Annotated in this window: 13 protein-coding genes; 3 read left to right on the top strand and 10 right to left on the bottom strand. The window is 60.1% G+C overall.

From position 1 onward, the window contains the following. Positions 1-338: 338 nt before the first annotated feature. The 5 genes from NKH21_RS27815 to NKH21_RS27795 all read right to left on the bottom strand — a co-directional run bounded on the left by NKH21_RS27815 (position 339) and on the right by NKH21_RS27795 (position 7,861). Complete coding sequence (locus tag NKH21_RS27815; RefSeq protein WP_352868975.1) at positions 339-2,564, bottom strand: mechanosensitive ion channel family protein; 2,226 nt, start codon at positions 2,562-2,564, stop codon at positions 339-341. 384 nt (positions 2,565-2,948) lie between these two features. Next, positions 2,949-4,019, bottom strand: coding sequence for an adenylate/guanylate cyclase domain-containing protein (locus NKH21_RS27810; RefSeq protein WP_352868972.1), 1,071 nt, complete (start codon positions 4,017-4,019; stop codon positions 2,949-2,951). A 3-nt stretch (positions 4,020-4,022) separates the two neighbouring features. Then, entirely contained in the window at positions 4,023-4,514 is a 492-nt protein-coding gene (locus NKH21_RS27805; protein ID WP_352868969.1) for a Rab family GTPase, read from the bottom strand. Between the two features lie 16 nt (positions 4,515-4,530). Next, positions 4,531-7,188: an OmpA family protein gene (locus tag NKH21_RS27800; RefSeq protein ID WP_352868966.1), complete on the bottom strand. Its 2,658-nt coding sequence runs from the start codon at positions 7,186-7,188 to the stop codon at positions 4,531-4,533. Between the two features lie 7 nt (positions 7,189-7,195). Beyond that, positions 7,196-7,861: a DUF3450 domain-containing protein gene (locus NKH21_RS27795; RefSeq protein WP_352665310.1), complete on the bottom strand. Its 666-nt coding sequence runs from the start codon at positions 7,859-7,861 to the stop codon at positions 7,196-7,198. A gap of 403 nt (positions 7,862-8,264) precedes the next feature. On the opposite strand from NKH21_RS27795, the gene NKH21_RS27790 reads away from it, so the two are divergent. After that, on the top strand, positions 8,265-8,396 hold the full coding sequence (locus NKH21_RS27790) for a glycosyltransferase family A protein (RefSeq protein ID WP_352868963.1): 132 nt from the start codon (positions 8,265-8,267) through the stop codon (positions 8,394-8,396). Positions 8,397-8,476: 80 nt separating this feature from the next. Continuing rightward, a complete protein-coding gene (locus tag NKH21_RS27785; RefSeq protein ID WP_352868960.1) occupies positions 8,477-11,449 on the top strand; it encodes a trifunctional glycosyltransferase/class I SAM-dependent methyltransferase/polysaccharide deacetylase in 2,973 nt (990 codons plus the stop codon). Between the two features lie 85 nt (positions 11,450-11,534). Here NKH21_RS27785 and NKH21_RS27780 read toward each other — a convergent pair whose 3' ends face one another. Further along, complete coding sequence (locus NKH21_RS27780; RefSeq protein ID WP_352868957.1) at positions 11,535-12,215, bottom strand: peroxiredoxin-like family protein; 681 nt, start codon at positions 12,213-12,215, stop codon at positions 11,535-11,537. 19 nt (positions 12,216-12,234) lie between these two features. Continuing rightward, positions 12,235-15,534 carry an ATP-binding protein gene (locus tag NKH21_RS27775; protein ID WP_352868954.1) on the bottom strand — a complete coding sequence of 1,100 codons (3,300 nt, stop codon included), beginning with the start codon at positions 15,532-15,534 and terminating at the stop codon, positions 12,235-12,237. 240 nt (positions 15,535-15,774) lie between these two features. Here NKH21_RS27775 and NKH21_RS27770 point away from each other — a divergent pair, with 240 nt between their 5' ends. Continuing rightward, positions 15,775-17,547 (top strand): adenylate/guanylate cyclase domain-containing protein, encoded by a 1,773-nt coding sequence (locus tag NKH21_RS27770; RefSeq protein WP_352868951.1) that lies wholly within the window; start codon positions 15,775-15,777, stop codon positions 17,545-17,547. 70 nt (positions 17,548-17,617) lie between these two features. On the opposite strand, the gene NKH21_RS27765 is transcribed toward NKH21_RS27770, so the two are convergent. From NKH21_RS27765 to NKH21_RS27755, 3 genes are all read right to left on the bottom strand, one after another. Beyond that, a complete protein-coding gene (locus NKH21_RS27765) occupies positions 17,618-19,003 on the bottom strand; it encodes a hypothetical protein (RefSeq protein WP_352868948.1) in 1,386 nt (461 codons plus the stop codon). Positions 19,004-19,209: 206 nt separating this feature from the next. Then, the gene (locus NKH21_RS27760) at positions 19,210-19,734 is read right to left on the bottom strand and encodes a GNAT family N-acetyltransferase (RefSeq protein WP_352868945.1); all 525 of its coding nucleotides are present in this window, start codon (positions 19,732-19,734) and stop codon (positions 19,210-19,212) included. Between the two features lie 73 nt (positions 19,735-19,807). After that, the gene (locus NKH21_RS27755; protein ID WP_352868942.1) at positions 19,808-20,632 is read right to left on the bottom strand and encodes a hypothetical protein; all 825 of its coding nucleotides are present in this window, start codon (positions 20,630-20,632) and stop codon (positions 19,808-19,810) included. Between the last annotated feature and the right edge of the window lie 16 nt (positions 20,633-20,648).

The following is a 20,648-nucleotide window of genomic DNA, read 5'->3' as shown; positions in this document are numbered from 1 at the left end:
CCCAACAGCCAGATCGACGATCTCCTGCCTTGGGTCTACATCAACAAGCTCGAGCTCAAGGCCGTGGCCTGAGAACACCGCTTACTATGATGCGCCACAAAGCATTGAAATAAATCCGTTCGTTGCGTTCGGCATCTATTGGCATGTAGAGCTCGACGCCAACGCCAGGTCCAACGGACCTCCGGCGTACTGCCGCCCGAATCTTTCAAAGTACCGTCAGGGGTCGGTGAGGCTAGTGACGATATTTTTTCGTCCTAACGGTCGAAGACAGAAAAGTATCCCTGCCCACGGGCGATGCGCGGAAAGCCGGGTTGTGACCGGCAGGTGTCGCAGCTTTCTTATTCCGTTGTGCTAGCCTTTCTTCTGCGCCGAATAGTGTGCGACTGCGCGACGGCCATTTTTAACTCGGGTGTGATCTCCAACGGCGCATTCTCTGCCCCATGTGGGTTCTGTAGCCCCTGAACCTGGACGGTCGGAAATGGCAGTTCGATGCCCTGCTCCTTGAAGACCTGGCGGAGGCGTACATAGAATTTGCGTTTCATACCGAAGGCGCCTCCCGGCTTGGTTGTGGCCTTGACCCTCAATACGATGCCGTATTCGCCGAACTCCTGTACGCCCTGCATCTTGATCGGGTCGAGCACCCAGTGTTTGAACTCGGGATCTTCCGCCAGTTCGAGCCCGATCCGCTTGATCAGCTTGCGAGCGAAGTCGATATCGGTGTCATAACCAACGGTGATGTTGAATTTATCGATAACCCAGTCACGGCTCTGGTTCTGGACTGCCCCGAGTTCACCGAAAGGTATCGTGAACAGCGGACCACGATGGTGGCGCAGCTTCACCGAGCGCAGCGAAAAGCTTTCAACAGTACCCTTGTAATTGCCCGATGAAATGTATTCGCCAACACGGAACGCATCGTCGAGCAGAAAAAACACGCCTGAAATGACGTCCTTGACAATGGTTTGTGCCCCAAAGCCCACGGCGACGCCGACGACGCCAGCGCCGGCGATCAATGGGCCGATCTGGATACCCAGCGAGGCGAGCATCATAAGCACCGCCATCACGATGATCGATGCGAGCAGAATATTCTGGAGGATCGGCAAGAGCGTGTGCAGCCGCGCCTGCTGCGGATCGAGGATAGTGACGTCCTCGTCGCTGATCACAGGGTGCGGTGTTTCGATGCCCAGCTTTCGTTCGATCAAAGCTTTGATGATCGACCAGCCGAAGTCGGCTGCGAGGGCAATGACCACGACATTGATCAAGCCGCGCAATATGAACGTCGTCGTCGTATCGCTGTCCCGCATGGATTGCATGTCCAGACCCCAGATACGTGCGAGAAGGTAAGCCGCCGCCAGGATGAAAATCATTCGGATTCCGCGATCGATGACAGCGATCGTCACCGCCGGGATCGTAGGCCGGCCGACATCTTCCGAACCTGGCCGCAGAACGAAATTAACCCCGCGCTGCGTCATCACGATTGCCAAAGGCAGGAAGAATGCGGCGAAGGTAAACCAGAAGTATGTATAAAGGCCGGCGATGCGCTGCAGGAACAGGACTACGAAATAAGCAGTCAATAGCCATGTCGCTTCCGTGTGACCGATGTGGCGCGCACCGTCTCGCTGCGTTCTTGGCCGACGCCAAATCGCGAGCAGCAGGAGCACCAGCAGCACGAAGTCGGCGCCCAGTGACAGGACCATCATTCCGTCCTGATCGATGCCGAGACCTGGCAAGAGGATAAACGCGGCGCCGAAGAAGGCGAAGACGCCGACGATCCGGGGTAGCCAATAGGACCAATGGTCAGCCGCTTCGTTGGTGATCGGCAAAGCACGAACCTCGACGGCGTTCTCGACGTTCATGAAGGAAGGGACGAGCGTGGCCATGACGTACATGCGCACACCCCATGTAACGACTGCCGCCATCAGAAATGTCAGCACAATCTCGCGGATAAGCATTGGCCAGTCGAACAACATGAACGCGCCGGCGCTGCCCAGTGCGAAAGAGACGATCAGCATGCTGGAATAAAGCATGCGACCACCAATCTTCTTGGCTCGCCCAACGGGCGTATCCTTCGGTTGCGCGATAATCCAAAGACGAAATGGACGGGTGAACTTGTACGTTGCCCAAGTGAGCGCCAGGCCGGCAGCGATGAACATTGCAATCAGCGCAAATACGGCGGCAGACCCCTTGCTGGACATATCCTCCATCGTCTCTGCCCGAACGCGCGCGAACTGGCCTGGCAGCAAGGGCAAAGTTCGCATGATTCTTTCGATATGATGCCTGATCCCATCGAGCGTCGAGGATGCCATCGTATTCATCTGGCCGGGTGCGACCACGGCACCGGACGATGCGTTGGTCGGCGAAGCTCCTCTCTCGGCGGGCGCTCCCGTTGATCCGGCGTCCTGATTTCGCTGTTCGGCCACCCAGGCCTTCACTGACGGATCGTCGAGAAGCTCGAACAGCTGTTTGACCCTTTCAGGCGGGACGGTCGCCGGCGCCTGCGCCTGCGCCTGAGCAGCCAACAAAAGGGCGATCCCAAAGACGAGCGGTCTGGCAATCAGGGCAAACATCGCAGTCAGGTCTCCGAGACGCCGTGCCGGGCGCGCCAAGGCCCTGGCTCCCAATCGTCGAGTGATGCGTAGCATCGTGCTGTTAACCTTCCGGTCAGATCGGCGAGCAACGACATCGATGTCCGTTGTTGCCCTACCTTGAAGAAACCGATGTTGCGGTGCAAGACGTCATCGTTCCGACCCAGAGCGTTACGCCGGCTACTTCGCGGTGTCTACTTAGCCGCCGGGGAGGGCATTCCGGCCCAGGCCCAGCCTCCAGCCGTTATAGGAACTGGGCATCGGTCGCTCGGCAGTCGACTGCTTCGCGCACCGTTGCGGGCATTCGAAACCATGATGTTGCTTGAGATGCAATGCGCTCCGGGGTCGGCACCGCCATGCGGCAAATCAGGCCGGGAGCCGCCACATTCGCACACGACCTGTCCCACGCAATTCCGTTTCCGCGAGTGGGTCGCAGGCAAAATTTGGTCCAAGCAGTTTGTGAGTTGCGTCCGAAATACGGATCTCATCGGGCTCCGCGGACGTTTGGATACGTGCGGCGAGATTGACGGTGTCGCCCCATAGGTCATAGGCAAACCGCCTTTTGCCTATGACGCCTGCTACGATTGGTCCTGAGTGAATTCCAATTCTGAGTCTTATCGGTTCTCCTGCGAAGCGTTCGAGCTTGACCGCCTTCCGCAGTTCAAGTGCATAGTGCGCAAGGGCTTCCGCATGATCGGATCGCGCGGCGGGCAGGCCAGCGACCACCATCACACAATCGCCGATTGTCTTGATCTTTTCGCAGCCGTATCGCTCCGAGAGCAGATCCGCCGCCTTGAAGAAGTAATTTAAAATAGCGAGCGTCGTCACCGCTCCGACGTTCCGCGCTCTTTCCGTAAAACCAACGATGTCGGCAAAAAGCACACTCACCTCTGCGTAGTTGTCTGCAATTTCTTCGTGCGCTTTTAGCCGCTCCGCGATAGACGCCGGAAGAATGTTGAGGAGCAGGGCTTCGGCGCGCTGGTATTCACGCGACAATCCCTCTTGGCTCGCCCTCAACGCCTCGTTCATCGACTGTAATTTCTCGTTGAGTTGACGCTCCCTCTCTTGCAGGAGCGTCATTTCATAAGCCTTCTGTTGAAGTCGCTGCCTATTGTCGCGTTCGGCAGTGGCGTCAAGAAAGAGCAGCCACACGCAGGCATTGTCAGCAAAAAGATGGAGGTCCGCGACACGCCCGCTAGGCAGTTCGACCATGGCCATATGATATGGAAGCTCCGGGCAGGGCAGCAAACCTTCCATGAATTCAAGCTGCTCGGCAACAGGCTTACCTATGCGAACTGATGAGAGTCCGTAATGTTTAACGTTACCGCCCTTCGCAGCTATGCAAAGCTGGGCGTCGATTTTCAGATATGCGACGGAGTGCTCGTTATAGAAGAAATCGTAAATCCAGCTTCTGACTTCTCGTGGCATTTCATGCATGGTCTATTTGCTAACCATCGAAGCAAGCTGACGAAACGCATCATCAACATGTTCACCTGAAAGCGCACTTGTTAGATAGATTTGCCATCCAAGTTGCCTCAGTTCGTTAATTTCACTATCCGATATTGCCCACCGATCGGCCAGATCGGATTTGTTGAACAGCAATACAAACGGCATAGCGCCGAATTCAGCCTCGGCCCGCTCGCGCAACGTGAGCGCCACTTCAAGAGTAGCGGCGCGGGTTCCATCGACGACAAGCACGAGCCCGCTCGCACCTCGCACATAGCTGACGCGGAATGAGCCGATATCGTCTTCGCCGGCCAAATCCCACAAAATCAGATCCACGGTTTTGTCCGGGAATGCGACACTCTTCTTGTCGATTTTCACTCCCACCGTGGTCAAGTAGGTTTCTGAAAAGATGCTTTGCACAAACCTGCGAACGAGACTCGTCTTTCCGACAGCGAACCCGCCCAACATGCAGATCTTCTTTTGCAATTTCCTGGGCTCCGCCCTAGTGGAAGTTTACCGTAACCGAAACTCTGCGGTTGGCGGAGTTCCCCGTTCGGCTATTTTCAATCTCCGCTGGCTCAAAGGTGCCCGCGCCGCGAACCAAGAGCAACTCCGGATCGACGCCGCGCTTCTTGAGAAGCGCACGAACTGTTTCCGCGCGCGCGGCGCTGATCGACAATTTGGCCGTTTCACGGCCCGTCTCGTCCGAATGGCCGGTCAACATGAACTGTGCTGTTACGCCTGCGTTGCGGGCGTCCTTGGCCAATTGCTTCAACTGGTTCGCCAAATTGTCGAGAACCGGCAGTTGCTCCGGTCCCGGTACAGCCTTGCCAGAATCGAAGAAAATGTTGACCGCTTGAATAGCCTCCCTCAAATGAGTGAGTTGCGGAGGGGTCAACTCACGCAGCTCGGAGAGTTCTAGAGAGAGTCCGTCCGCGGACAGCTCTTGGGCGGCGACCCGCGCCCGATCTATCCAGGCGGCAGGAGCCTCACCCTGGGCAACGATGCGATCCTTGATGATCGAAAGCCGTACTGAATCAGGCGGAGTCAGCGACGCCATCAGCCGCTTCACCACGAACTTCGGATCGAGGCTTTGATAGAATTGCCACTGCGAATGAACGCGAGCAGGATCGACCCCTGTTCCGGACAGAAGAGCCTTCGGGTCGGCGGCCTGGGGGTCTCTCAGGCCGGAAATATAGAAATGTCCGCCCCGCGCCGTTTGTTGGGCGACAATGATTCCGGCTTGGGCCTCCAGTCGCGACACATAAGTCTGCCAGTGCTCCGCCGCGCGTGCTTCGGGGCTCACATCACGAACCTTGGAGATGTCGAATTCCGGTCCGCCTGCCGAAAGCTGTCGGGCCGCTGCGCGCGCCCGATCTATCCAGGTATCGGGAGCCTCACCCTCGGCAACGATGCGATCCTCGACGATCGAAAGCCGAACCGATTTCGGCGGGGTCAGCGACACTATCAGCCGCTTCAGGACGAACTTCGGATCAAGGCTCTGATAGAATTGCCACTGCGAATGAACGCGGGCAGGATCTACCTCCGTTCCGGACAGCAGACCCTGCGGGTCGGCGGCAAGCGGGTCTCTCAGGCCGGAAATATAGAAATGTCCGCCCCTCGCCGCTTGTTGGGCGACGATGATTCCCGGTTGGGCCTCCAGTCGCGACACATAGGCCCGCCAGTGCTCCACCGCACGTGTTTCGGGGCTCACATCACGAACCCTGGAGATATCGAATTCCGGTCCGCCTGCCGAAAGTTGTTGGGCCGCTGCGCGCGCCCGAACTATCCAGGTGTCGGGAGCCTCACCCTGGGCAACGATGCGATGATTGACGATCGAAAGTCGTACTGAATCCGGCGGAACCAGCGACGCCGTTAGCCGCTTCAACACGAACTCCGGCTCGAGGCTCTGATAGAATTGCCACTGCGAATGAACGCGGGCGGGATCGACCTCCGTTCCGGCCAACAGCGACTCCGGGTCGGCGGCAAGCGGGTCTCTCAGGCCGGCAACATAGAATTGGCCATTGTGCACCTTTTGTTCGGCAACGATGATGCCCGGCTGGGTCCCCAGTCGCGACACATAGGCCTGCCAGCGCTGCCCGGATTGCCAGGAAAGAAAGAACCAACCGCCTGCGGGAATCAAAACCAGCAGGACTGCAGCCAAGACCAGCCACGGAAATCCCTGGTTTGATTCCTCCTGCTTCAGTTCAACGCAGGTCTGCAACTGCGTCTCTACGCCGACCAGCTGCGAACTATCGCCGTCAAACTGCTCTAGAGCCTGTGAGTATTCATCATGGATGCGAAGCAATACATCGCGAATTATTTCATGTAATTCCTCCGGCGGATTTCCCCGGATCACCGCCACCAAGGTCGCAAACGGTCCAACTTCCGACCAGAGACGAAGCTCCCCGAAACGGATCGTGTCCAGGCCGCTCTGTTCTTTCTCGTTAAATGAGTCCCTTACAAAATCTTGAATTGCACTAAGCATAGAAGAAATGAGTTGGGGATCTTCGCTGGTTGCATTATCAGCAGTTACATGCGCTATCAAAAGCCCGGAATTGCGATTGATGAGAAAAACATGTTCTACACGATAGACAAGAGAATGCTTAAGAACAACTTCTGAGAAGCTCGCTCCTGTTCTCCAAGCTTCAAGTCTCCACTTGAGCCCATGCCAGGTAAATATATGTCTTAAAGTTTCATTCAGCGATTGAAAGGTTTGGTCGATCTTTTCGCCGATCGACTTGCGAATAGCCGGCAGAAACACCGGATACAATATATCCGTAAGCGTACGCGGGCTCTTCTGGATAGACCGTTGCACGGCCCTCTCGACAGCTGGCGCAAGGGCCTCCCCGAGTTGCGCATGAAGCGCACGTGCGGCTGCACTGGGGAGGACGCCCCCCACTGCGGCCGCAAGCTGCTCAGGTTCGTCGAGCAGATGCGTAACTCGTGAAAGCTCCGAAATTTCGCGGCCGACCAGCAACTGGCGCAGCGTTTCCATGCGAGGGTCGGCGGCTGGGATTCCGTCGAGACGCGCACGATAGTCCGGATCAACGTTCCGGGCAATTTCGATCAAAAGGCGAGCCAGAGCCTCGCGATCAATCTCTGTATCGTTCGAAGCTCCTCTTTGAGGAAGGCTGATTGGGTCGACGGTCGACGTCAAGTTCCGATCAACTCACTTTCCACGTACGCTCCGAGTTGTTCTTGCTGCCGACGGGATCCTGATTTAGACATTTTGCAACCTCAACAAACAGGCCAGCCAAAAGATTTCGGTCGGTCTTGACGTTGCCGAGATCAGAAAACATTTTCTCCATCAGCATCTGAATGCTTTCATTCTTTTGCTTGATTTCCTCACGCAGCAAATGATCGTTTCGATTTATCCGGTCCGCAACTTCCCGCTCAAGCTCGCTCAACTGATCCGACAACGCGCGCACTTGCTTTTCGAGCGCCTGATTTTGCTCGCGAAGATTCCGATCAATCTCCTTGTCGGCATCGGCTCGCGCGTCTTTTTCGTTCCGCAATTGCGCCGCAAGCGAGTCGACCTGCTTCTTTGCATTTGACTCGTACATTTCAAGATTGCGCTTGGCCTCGGATTCGACATCCTTGAAGCGCTGCAAGACCCGTTCTTCGAGCTTGGAAAAGCGGCGGTCATAGTCCTGCATCTGGTTGCCGAACAGCAGATCACGTATCTTGTCGACACCGACGGCGTCGCCGGGGGCCCCGCTCTCGCGAGCCTGGCCCGCCATGAAGGTCAGCCCGCTTCCTTCTGCATTACTTATCAGATTTGCGTCCGCTTTATTTGCCGAAGAAGCGGTACTCGAAGATTCCTTGGCCATCCCATGCCCCTCCTTTGAACATTGTCCCAGCGCTAATTTAGCAACTGATAAACTTGCCAGCAAAATTGCCGACCCGCAAGCCGAAATCTTCTCGGCTTAAGTCGGTTCGTACGTCCCCATTCGGGTAGATTCGACATGCGGCTCGATCCGGATCAGCTTGCGTCTTCGCCCGCGATCATCTTTTTGCAGATGAAATGCGAGAGCGAAGATGCCCTGGCGCATCGGCCTCAGCTCCAAGCCGTCGGGCATGCGCGCTTGCCATTCGGCCTGTCTTCAAGTCTTTTTTGCCCGCCTCTAATTCGCCCTTATCTTGACAGGGCAGTGCTGCCAGCCGATGCCGTCATCCGGTTTTGACATTTGCCGACTCTTGCCGAAGAAGACGAAAGCTCGATGATCCAGGACAATGCTACCGCAAGGCGGTGTGGTACCGATGTTCAATGCCGAGCAAACCGTCGGCGCAACGCTTGCCGGCATCCGCCGGCAGACCTGCCAGATACTGAATATAGTGGTGATGGACGATGGGTCGACGGACTGATCGGCGTCGATTGTGACGGCCTTCGCCGAGAAACATCAACGCATCTTGTTCTACCTCGTACCTGGCGCGGGTAAGACGGCGTGGCGCATGATCCCTTGGTTTCAATCGTGGTTCCTGCGCACAACGCTGAGGTAACGCTGGCGCGCGCTCTCGATTGCCTTCTCGATCAGGAAATAGTGGATTGGGAGGCGATCATCGTCGACGACGCCTCCACGGACCGCACCCCCGCGATCATCGCCGGTTATGTAGAGCACGATGCCCGATTTCGGACGTTGAGGTCTCGTGCGCATAGCCCCGCCGGCGCGCGCAATAGCGGGATTTCGACAGCGCGCGGCCGCTGGCTCATGTTTCTGGATGCGGACGATTGGGTGGATGCCAGCTTCCTTGCGAAGATGCTGGCCGCACTGAAATCTGCTCCCGATGCAGTGGCCGCCTATTGCGATTCCCGGCGCGTGATGCCCGACGGCGGACTCACCCCGGCGAGCATCGCAACGGAAGTCGCGATCCAGCCTTTCGAAACATTCGCCCGCCGGTGTGCCATCGCCATTCACGCGCTGCTGGTCGACCGGGAGATAATTGTCGAGTTGGGCGGTTTCGATGTGTCTCTGCGCACCTGCGAGGACTGGGACCTGTGGCAGCGCCTCGCACGTCTGGGCAAAAATTGGGTTATGGTCAACGAGCCGCTCGCTTTCTATCGGGCCAGCCCCAACGCGCTCAGCCGCAATTCGACGCGGATGCTGGCAGATGCCGAAATAGTGATCGCTCGAGGCTTTTCAGCCGATCCCAGGGTCAAACACCCGGCATCGGCTCACGCCAATGGAGCGATCGAGGCGAACGGTGGCACCGCTTCCGAAGCGCTCGCGTGGTTCGCATTGTGGAACGCCGCGTCAGATTGCGGCTGCGGCTCGCGCTCGATCAACCCGCAATCCCTGCGCGCGCTCCCGGCAGGACGTAAGTGGGCGCGTGAGATCGCCAAGGTGGCCGTCGATGGCCTTATGGCAGGAAGCCTGTCGGTGCCAGCGCAATTGGCTGCCAGGTGGGACAGGTTCGGCGGCTCCCTCACCGAGCTGATCATCGAACTCGGCAGGGTCTGGAACAATCCCGACGCGGCTCGCCGCGTCCAGTATCACCTTGAGCAAATGCTGCTCGATGTCGACGATCTTGCCGCGCCGCGCAAGCTGGCGCGGACACTTGGAATTCGTGTCGACGCGCGAAATCCGGCCTCGATCGAAGTGCCGGAAGGAATAGATCAAATCTATGCCTATCTGATGCTGGACGGCCGGATCGAGGCTCTCGTGCAGTTCGGCGTACTCGGGAACGTGACAAGGCGTCATTGGATTGAATTGATCCTGAATTCCGTGCCCCCTGAGCGGCTTATGCACAGTGCCGCGCGGCTTGCGAGGCGATCGCCTGTACATGAACCGCAAAAGGGCGCCGGTGCCGACAAGTCAAACAAGTTTGCAGCCGAGGCATTGTTGTCCATGGCGGGACGCCGGTCTGATCGGGACAGCCATTTCGGCAAACTCGCGGGATTGGCCGCGGAAGCGCAGGCGCTGGTTCGGTCGAGCGCCGAAACTAAAGAGCCTCTTGCAGCGCCGCGCCGTGCACGGGCCACGGATGGGCGCGACAATGATCGCACGTCTTTCTGGAATCGCCATTTCGCCACCGAGGATCCCTGGAACTACGGTTCGCCCTATGAGCAGGAAAAATATGAGCGGCAGCTCGAAATTCTGCCTGCCGGTCCCATCGGACGGGCGCTTGAGCTGGCCTGCGCGGAGGGCCACTTCACGCGGCAGCTGGCGCCGCGCGTGGGCCATTTGACCGCAACTGACATCTCCGCCGTAGCCATCGGGCGGGCGCGCGCGCGATGCAGCGATCAGCCGAATGTTGAGTTCGGCATACTGGATTTCTCAGCGGACACCCTGCCGGGCGAAATGGATCTGATCGTCTGTTCGGAAGCGCTCTACTACCTGGATGATCTCACCGAGTTGCGGCGCATCGCCAAAAAACTCGCTGGAGCGTTGGCGCCTGGCGGCAGTTTCATCAGCGCACACGCATTCGTGCTGCGAGACAATGTTGAAAGGACGGGCTTCGACTGGAACACATTCGGTGCACAAGCAATCTCAGAGATGCTGGCAGCGACCGACGGCCTCGTCCTCGAGCAATCGATCCAGACCGAGCTCTACCGCATAGACCGCTTCCGCCGCCTGTCACCAGGCGACGTGGCGACGGAACCGATGATAGATCATGCGCCAATCCGCGCACCCGTCGAAATCGGGGTCGCGCGAAATATCGTCTGGGGCGGGGCGCGGGCCTTGCGCCGCGACGTCGCGCGTAGCGAGCGGCGACAGCGTATCCCTGTCCTCATGTATCACAGCGTCTCCGATGAAGGTCCGGCCGCGCTCGCCCGTTTTCGGCTCACGCCCGCCTTATTCGCCAGCCAAATGGCATGGCTGCGCGCCAATGGCTTTCACGCGATTAGGTCCGAGCAGCTGGAATGGTTCATCGCCAACCGTCAGCCTTTCGTTGGCCGCCCAGTGCTCATCACGTGCGATGACGGCTTCCAGAACTTTGCCGACCATGCCTGGCCGATCTTGCGCGCGAACGACCTGACCGCGGAAGTATTCCTGGTGACGGACTTGGTGGGTGAAAGTGCACTGTGGGACGCCTACAGCGGCCCACCGACGCAGCTTATGGACGCCGGGACGGTGCGACGCCTCGCCGGCGAAGGTGCGTTCTTCGGAAGCCATCTGGCGACGCATCGCGCGATCGATGGTCTGTCGAGCTCTGACTTGGCCGCCGAGTTCCTGCGCTCTCGTATGTTCATCGAACGGTGGACGGATCGGCCAACCACGGCGTTCGCGGCGCCCTTCTCTGTCACCGACCGACGGCTTGGCAGGCTGGCTAGGGAGTGCGGCTATCGAATCGGCTTCGGCGGCAGACACGGGCCGGCGGACCTCGATTGCGATCCCATCGACCTTCCGCGCATCGAGATTCGCGGGGATCGCTCGCTCGATGACTTTGTTGGCAAAGTCGAGGCCGTGCTCGCATGAACGGTGAACTTGTCAGTGTCTCGATTTGTAACAAATTGGTTCCGCTTTTTGTTCAGCGTCCCGCCCGCTTACCTGGTTCGCAAGTCTATTGGGCGACCTGGGATACGGCTGACATCAGCTCCTGCGGGTTTGGCGCCCCAAACATGTATCGCCCGCCCTCTGGAACCTCCGTGAAGCTCCAGCGAACGATCCCCTGCCGGTCCAGCAGGAACTGACCGACCAATTGTCCGTGTCCCGTTGCTAGCATCTGCTCGTCGGCTTCGGTCAGTTCGTAATGGTCCATCTTGTTGAGGATTTCGCTGGCCGCAATAGGATCCATAGGACCGGGTAACTCGCCGGGTATGTCGACCCGCATATCCTTTGCCGCTGCCATCGAGACCTTGTACGGCCAGTTCGTCTCGTTTTGGGTGAATTCGAGGTTGGGCAGTCCAAAGGCACGATGTGAAGCGCGTTCAGGGTCGGAGGCCGCAAGCAGGTTCGGCATCGGGTGGTAGCGGAAATAGAGACGCGCCCGGTCGATCGGCGTGTTGACCACCGTCAGGCTCTCCACGCCCTTTTCGCGCAGCTCCGGATCAAGCCGCGCCTGGGCGGCGATATGGCGCCGGCAAAACGCACAATGCAGACCTCGAAACAGGCCGACCAGCACCGGTTTTTGGCCGCGAAAGTCGTCAAGTGCGATCTTGCCTTCCTGGGTAATGGCGTCGAGTACCACGTTTGGCGCACGGTCGCCCGGTTGAAGCGGCAGCAAGTCACTACGCGCGGACATTTCCAACCTCCAACCCCGGCTAGTCGAGAAAAGGCAGCACCACAAGCGCTTCCGGGTCGAGCCCGTGCTGGGCGCATATACCCTGCGCCAGGGAAAAGTAGCGTTCGGCCTCGGCCAGATTGTCGAGGTCGAGATTAAGCGTTGCGAGGCCATCATAACACGGAAACAGCAGTTGGGGTTCGCCCGTTTCGCGGGCTACGTCCAGTGCTTCGTGAAACAACCCAACCGCCAGGTCCGGACGGCCGTTGCACTGGTGGATCTGCCCAAGCACGATCAGCGGCACCGGCAGGTGCTCGCGCTGGTCGAGCGCCCGGTCGATCTCGATGGCCTTCTCGGCAGCAGGCACGCCCTCCGTTGGACAGCGATCCGTGAAAGTACAGCAAGCGACCGCGAGATTGGCGAGAAGGCGCGCCTGGAAACCCAAATCACCAATACGGCGCGCCACTTCAAGACCGCGCCGACAGACCTCCATCGCCTGCGCTGGATCGATGGTCGTGTAAAGCACGCCGAGATTGGTGTAGCCGCGGCAGGCCGCGCCCAGCAGACCGGCGGCTTCGGCCAATTCAATGCTGCGCTCAACCTGACGCACGGCCTCACGGTTTCGCCCAAGGCGAGCCAGCGCGACAGCCTTGGTATTGAGTGCCTCGGCGGTCACAAGAGTGGCATCACGCCCTACCTCGGAGACATGCTCCGTTGTCAGAGTGCCTACGCAATCCAGCGCCGCGTCTGCCCATTTTGCCGCGAGAGCGTGATCTCCGCTGCGGAACGCCTGCCGGCCACGTTCTTGCCACAGATGCGCCTGCTCGATCGGAGCATCCGCTCCATCGAGGAGCGCTGCCGCCTCAGCATAGCGGGGTTCTGCCTTGTCCCGCTTGCCGACGTCCCAGAGCAGCCGACCGATTTTACGCAAAACTCGCGCCGAGGCGACGCGATTGGCCGACTCGCGGTATGCCTGCAACACAGTCTCGTAGTGGTGGTGGGCGATCTCGCGGCGGCCTGCCGGGCCGCTCAAATCGGCAATGCGCTCCGCAATTGCCAGTTTGAGCGGTGTTTGCCCGATCGCGTCCAATGCAGTCAGTGCTCGCTCGTAGAAACGAAGGGCGTCGTCATTGGCGTATATCATACGAGCGCGATCGCCTGCCGCCTGCAGGTAATGCGCGCCCTTCTCCCGCTCGGCGCTCTGTGCGAAATGATGACCGAGCACGGTCAAATCCTCGAGCCGTTCCGGCTTGTCGCCGCACAGCTGCTCCAAGGCAGCACCGATCCGCCCGTGGATTTCGGTCCGGCGTTGCAGGAGCAGATTCTGGTAGATCACGTCCTGCAGCAATGTTTGCGTAAAGCGGTAGCTTTGCGACGAGACCGAGCCTGATCCGGCAACTTCCTCGATGATTTCGGCATCGCAAAGCAGTTCGCAGCCGGCTTCAAGCCGGGCGGGGTCGGCTGTCACGGTTTTCAGAAGTGTGGCATCGAAGCGCGGGCCGATTACCGCGGCCTCCTGGGCCAACCGGCGCACCTCTTGGGGCAGCCGGTCGACGCGGGCAAGCAACATTGCCTGGATAGTGGCGGGGATGCCGGTTGCGACTTCGCCTGCCACAGTCCGCCATCGCTGGCCGTCGCGCATCAGTACACCGCGATCGATAAGGCCGCGAACGATCTCCTCTACAAAAAGGGGGTTGCCGCCCGCGCGCTCGAGGATCTGGTCGAGAAGCCCTCCTGCGGAGTTTACCCAGCTCTCGCCGAAAAGCGCCGCCAGCAGGCTGCGTCCGTCATCATTGTTGAGCGGCGGAAGCCTGAGCGCTGTGTGACTGACCCGACTTGAGTCGAGCTGGTCGTTGTCCGGCGCCGGACGATGCGTGACCAGCAACATCAACCGCGTGCGTTCCAACCTGTCCATCACGAAACGCAGTGCCTCGAGCGACACGGCGTCGGCCCAGTGCAGGTCTTCGACGACAATCAATAGCGGCGACAACGTAAGCCGCCGTTCGATGATTGTGCGGACTGCGTAGAGAATTTGCCGCCGCAGCTGCTCAGGCTCGACATGCTGCAAGGTGGCATCGGGGTCGCCGAGGCCGAGCACATGGTAGAGCAAAGGCATCAGCCGCTTCGCCTCCTCGCCCTGCAGGCCGAGATCGGCAAGCAAGCCTGCGAGCTTCCCCCGCATCTCGTCCCCATTGTCGTTTTGCATCATCCCGGCAGCGCTGCGCACCACTGCGCCCAAGGCGCCAAATGATTGTTCGCCCAGCGGTGAGCACGTGGCCTGTCGCACGGCGACGTCGCGAAAGCGCTCCTCGTCGCCGACGCGGGCGACGAACTCCTTCACCAGCCGCGATTTCCCGATACCGGCTTCTCCGACCAGGCGGACAAGTTGGGCCGAGCCGCTGCACGCCTGGTCAAGGCTCGCCAGCATTCTATTGAGCTCCGCACCACGACCTATCAGCGGCGCACTGAGGCCGAGCGCCTCGAGCCCGCGCGCTGCACGCGGCGTCGCAAGCGGTGCGTCCAGTCGATGGACGAGCACGCTGCCAGCCTTGCCGCGAAACACGACATCGCCCAGCGACTCGTAAGAGAAGGCATGTCGGGTCAGCTTGTGAGTGAGCTCGCCTACCAGCACCTCACCCGGTGCGGCCAGCGATTGCAGGCGTTGCGCCGTATTCACTGTGTCGCCGGTCACCGAATAGGATCTGGCGGTGCCGATGCCCAATCCGCCAGTAACGACCGGACCGGTGTTTATGCCGATGTGGAGTAACAGAGGCGAGCCGGAGTGGGGGGTGCTTTCGCCGAGCCGCGCCGTCCGGGCGATCATGTCGAGAGCGGCGCGAAGCGCACGTTCCGGATCGTCCTCATGCGCAACCGGCGCACCGAACAAAGCCAGCAGCGCATCGCCGATGAATTTGTCGACGAAACCACCAAAGTTTCGCACGGCCGACGTCAATTCCTTGAACAGTTTGTTCTGCAGCGCTTGCATGACCTCGGGGTCGAGCTGCTCGCTGAGTGTCGTGAAGCCGCAAAGGTCGGCGAACAGCACCGTTACCGTCCGGCGATCGGCGTCAGAGACGGGGTGCAGCCCTTCTTCGCTTTCGATGTTCGGAAGCAGCGACGGAGTTCGAGAAGGCGGCACAATGGTCCGGCTTGGTGTCGGAGCAGGCCGTTCGACGGCCTTTGCGGACGCACCGACGCTTGCCCCACATTTCGGACAGAACTCGAAATCAGGTGCGCAGGGGTAGCCGCAACTGGCGCATGGCACTGGCTGGCGCCTGCCACACCTCGGACAGAAGGCGTAACCGCCCTCAATCTCGAAACCGCAGCCCGAGCAGTCCATCGAACAAGACCTCACTGGTGGCCGTGACGGCGTGATCTCGCCCGCACTTCACGGCCAGGCTATTCATAAGGATGCACCGATAGCCGTCGACCAGCAAGTGGCAGCGCAACTGTGCATCGAACGATCCGTGCGGATCCTGTGGCAGAGCGCTGCCGATTCGGGCGGCTGCGTGGCCGTCCTTTGCGAAAGTTCCCTCTTGCCTCCGTCTTCCTGCTATCGTGGAGATGAGGAGACGGACCCTTGAGCGAGAATCGTAAGTTAGCCGCAATTCTGGCTGCAGATGTGGTCGGATACAGCCGGCTCGCGAGCGCGGATGAAGATCGTACCTTGGCGAGGTTGCGGGCACTGCGCAGCGACCTGATCGATCCGATCATCGCAGTGCACCACGGACGGGTGATCAAGCGCACCGGGGATGGGGCGCTGGTTGAGTTCCGCAGTGTTGTGGATGCCGTGCGCTGCGCCATTGAGGTTCAGAATGGTATGGTTGAGCGCAATGCCGGCGTGCCGCAGGACCGCCGTATCGAGTTCAGGATCGGCATCCATCTGGGGGATGTGGTCGAAGAAAGCGACGGCGACCTGATGGGCGACGGCGTCAACATCGCCTCGCGTTTGGAGGGCGTCGCGGCGCCCGGCGCCATCTGCCTGTCCGAGGATGCCTATCGCCAGGTCAAGGCGAGGCTCGACCTCTCGGTCAGCGATCTCGGCAGCACGCAGCTCAAGAACATCGCCGAGCCGATCCGGGTCTATTCGCTGCAAGTCGGTAGCACCGGGACCAAGGCGGCCGCGACAACGGAAACCGCGACGAGCCGGCCGGCGACGGCAGCGCCGCCAAAGCTGTCGATCGCCGTGCTGCCGTTCGCCAACATGAGCGGTGACGCCGAACAGGACTACTTCGCCGACGGCATCTCTGAAGACATCATCACGGCGCTGTCCAAACTGTCGCAGCTCTTCGTCATCGCACGCAATTCGTCGTTCACCTTCAAGGGCCAGAACGTCCATGTGCAGGAGGTGGGCACGAAGCTCGGCGTGCGGCATGTGCTTGAGGGCAGCGTACGCAAGTCGGGGAACCGGGTGCGCATCACCGCGCAGCTCATCGATGCAACCTCGGGCGGCCATCTTTGGGCGGAGCGGTTCGATCGCGACCTGACCGACATATTCGCCGTGCAGGACGACGTGACGCAGCAGATCGTCGGTGCGCTGGCGCTCAATCTGACTGAGGGTGATCGTCAGCGGCTAGCGCCCGAGCACCCGCGCAACACGGAGGCGTATGACTGTTTCCTGCGGGGCCGGGAGCTGTGGCACCGGCTGACGAAGGAGACGAACGTCGCAGCCCGCGACCTCTTGCAACGTGCCATCGAACTGGACCCGAAGTTTGCCTCTGCCCACGCCTTCCTCGCCCTCACGCACGGACTCGATTACCTGAACAGGTGGAGTGCGTCGCCGCCGGAATCGATGGCGCAAGCGGAAGAGGCCGCAACGCGAGCGGTAACGCTGGATGGCGGCGATCCCTGGGCGCATTGGGCGCTGGGCTTGGCCAAGCTGTACACACGACGGCACGATGGGGCCATCAACGAGGCCGAGCGCGCGATAGTCCTCAATCCAAACTTCGCCGAGGGGCACGTCGCCCTCGGCGAGGCGCTGTATTATTCGGGCAGATCCGAAGAGGCCCTCGAGAGTTTCAGCCGGGGGAAGGCTTTGAATCCATACTTTCCGGATGTGCTTCTGCACTTCCAGGCTTTGGCCTCGTTTCAACTAGGAAGGTACGAAGAGGCCGTTGACCTCTTGATGCAACGGCTGGCTCGCAACGCTGTCACCGACGTCTCGCGCGCGCTTCTGGCCGCCAGCTACGGCCATCTGGGCCGTTTCGCGGAGGCTCGCGCGGCATGGCAGGAGGTGCTTCGCGTCAATCCCGAGTATTCGCTGGAATACCGTCGCAAAGTCTTGCCCTACAAGAACCCTGCCGATTTCGAACATGTGGTGGATGGGCTCCGCAAGGCCGGTATCGTGCAATGACAGGTGAGGCCTATGCGGCCGGATCGAGGCTCCCCGATAGATCGTCGTCGCTTGCGGTTGCGCACCAGGCTCAGGTCGCCTTGATCTCTGCCCGGCCGATCTTGCGCCATCGGGCGTTTTCGCGAACCAGTTTCAGGTCGTCGGTCGTCTCGGCAAGTGTCCGCAATCGGTATTGCCGGAGCAGGTTTGGGAAGAGCGTCCCTTCCGGCAGGCTGGCAAGCTGCTCGCGGACCGAGATCTTTTCATCGATGACCCGCATGCCCCAGGCATTTTCCCGAACCTGCAGCTCCGCGGCCAGTTCGCGCTCTTCCGGCGCGTTTTCGTCTAGCACAGCCAGAAGGATCGAGTGGAAAAGCGCTACATAGCCAATCTGTCTCAGGCCGCCCACAACCCGCACGCGCGGCAATATGGCAAGGACGAGGAACGTCAGGAACAAGTTCGGCAGCAGCACGCCGTCCAGCAGTGCCTGCCTGAGATGCGGCCGCTCGAATGGGATGGAAAGACCTTGCGGCCTGTCGGGCTCGATCAGGTGCCCGTTCTCGAGAACGAGCTTGCGCACGCGCTCCTCGCGGATGCCCCAGAAATAATCCGTGGCATTGGGCAGGAATCTGCCAAATGGGCTCGATGCGGCCTCTTGCAAGGCATGTTCGAGACGCTGGCGTCTTGCGGGCTCAGTGAGCAGCCTGGAAAGAAGGCTGCCGTCATATTCTAGATGCCGCGCCATGGCAGCCGCGGCGAGCCGATCATCGATGAAAACCGGCAGGGCCATGCCGGCACGATCCCAATTGGCGACAAGATCCTCGTTGAGGGCTGTCAGCGCATCGGCGGCGGTTCCAAACACCTTGTCCTGGCTGGCAAGCAGTGTGCCCAGCCAGCGGCTGGCATCCGTTTCGTCGCCCACCGCTTCGAGCGCGCGCTTGTTGAGGGAGACGGGACCGGCCACGCAGGCGCTTTTGCGGCACAGTTTGTGGCGCCCCATGCCAAACAGGTTGACCTTGTCGTCGCCGACATCGAGCCATCCGGGCCCCTCCCGGCCAACTGTCTCCATGGTCATTGTCGTTCCCATGAAGCCGACGAAGGCCGACAGCCCGTTTTCGACCGCGCCGAGCCAGGCAAGCAGGAGGGCATCGAAGGTGACCCGGTCCATCAGAAGCAGGCAGTGCAGGCCGGACTGAATCACCGGTCTGTGCTCGAACTCGTCGAGGGCTTTGCCGATCTCCTCAGGCTCCATAATCCTACCGAGGCGCTGATGCAGGACTTCGCGCAGGATCGAGCGGGCAGCGATTGCCGAGCCCGATGCAGGCCTTGCCACCGGCCGCCACAGATGGCGGGCGTAGTCGGAAACCGGTGCATTCCAGTTCTGCTCGATGTCGCGCACGACCTCCGGGCAGAGCAGCGACAGCACAGCCAGAATTTCCGCCGGAGGCGTAGGGGTTGGATCAAAGACGGGGGTCATTGGTCCCGTCTAGCCGCTTGCGGTGCAAACGCCAAGCGAGACCAGACTTGCTGGATGCGGCCGGCCCACACATAGATCGTCAACTCGATCAAGATGGTGTGAGACGAAATGACCGCGCCCTACGCAGTTCTCCATGAGCAATCACCTGTTCGCTGACCCGGCACGAATTGTCAGATTGGCTGAACAGCTAAGGCAAACAGCGGATCTTAGAACCGCAGCCGGGCCATGCTCAGGAGGTCGTGGTACTGCCCGTCGGTAAAGCCGGCCTTCACATGCCGGCCTTCGATCTCAAAGCCGTGGCTCTTGTAGAGACGGAGGGCCGCTTCGTTGTCGGCATAGACGGTCAATTCGACCCGCTTCAGGGCGCGCCAGTTGTCGGCTACGTCAAGCAGCGCGCCAAGTATGGCAGAGCCGATACCTTTGCCGACAAAGGCATCGTCAAGGCCGATATTGATCTCGCCGATGTGCGAACGGCGCGGTGAACCCTGCACGACCAGGCTGCCATGGCCGACGACCTTGCCGTCCAACTCGGCAACGATCCAGGTGGTTTCCGGGCCGGACTTGGCGATGCGCCGCGCCACCTGCTCCACCATCTCGAAAGGCATCCTGAGCGTGCCCCAGCGGAAGCCCGGCATGTTGAAGATAGCGCAAAGCGCCTCCGCATCGCTTGGCCGGACGGACCGGAGCAGCGGCTGGATTTTCTCGGAGGGTGGCGAGGTCGTGCTGGTCATGGCATTCCCGGCGAAGGCAATCGGCCCGGTACGATGCACCGGACGTCACCTGAAAATCCAGCCGTCTCTCAACCTATGATACCGATTGCGAGCTAAAATACCTTGAGGCGGCGTAGAGTTTGAAAACACCGCTGATGCCGATCCAGCCGAAAAGGGCGAGCCAGCACAATGTCCCGGTCGCCGTCCAGTCGATCCGGTGCACCGCAGCGTCGGTGATGACGATGCCGAGGATGGCAAGCAGGCCAACCAGAAACTGCGCCAACCCGAGCACCAGCAGTTCCTCGCGCCGCGCGCTTCTCCAGACGAGATATGTACCGCCCGCACCGGCGAGGAAGATGGCGCTGTAGACCTGAGCGTGGAAGGTATCGATCGGCCATGGCCAGATGCCACTGAATGTCAGGGGAAACAGCAACAGGCCGACGCCATAGAGCCCAAGGATCGCGGATTCCGCCGGCATGTAGCCGCGCCATGCGGGATTTAAGATTACGCCTTTTGCAGAAGGACGGGCCCTGGCCCGCCACAGGAACAGCCCGGATACCGCGACCGAAGCAAGATAGACCAAAAACCACAGCCAGGGCGCTTTGCGCTCGAAGTTGAAATAGCCGAGATTGATGAACGAAGCCACCGACACGATGACGGTGAAGATGAAGGCCATGACGAGCACGAGCCTGCCGGGCGACCAGCGATTCCAGACCAGCAGTGCCGCCATCACGACCATTTCGGCGGTGTAGAAGCCACCGAGGAAGCGCGCATTGAACGGCGTGACGGCCCAAGGCCAGCCCGGTTTCACCAGAACAGGCACGAAAAACAGGCCGGCGCCTACGATCAGGACGATGATGACCACCGCAGAGAAAAGGCGCAGGGCCGCGGGAAATGGCGGATTGTCGGATGTCGGCACGGGAGAAAATCCCAAA

The organism is Mesorhizobium sp. M1329, from assembly GCF_040318035.1.
Taxonomy (GTDB): Bacteria; Pseudomonadota; Alphaproteobacteria; order Rhizobiales; family Rhizobiaceae; genus Mesorhizobium.
The sequence above is the reverse complement of the archived record's forward strand: the minus strand, read 5'-3'. Positions and strand labels throughout refer to the sequence as shown.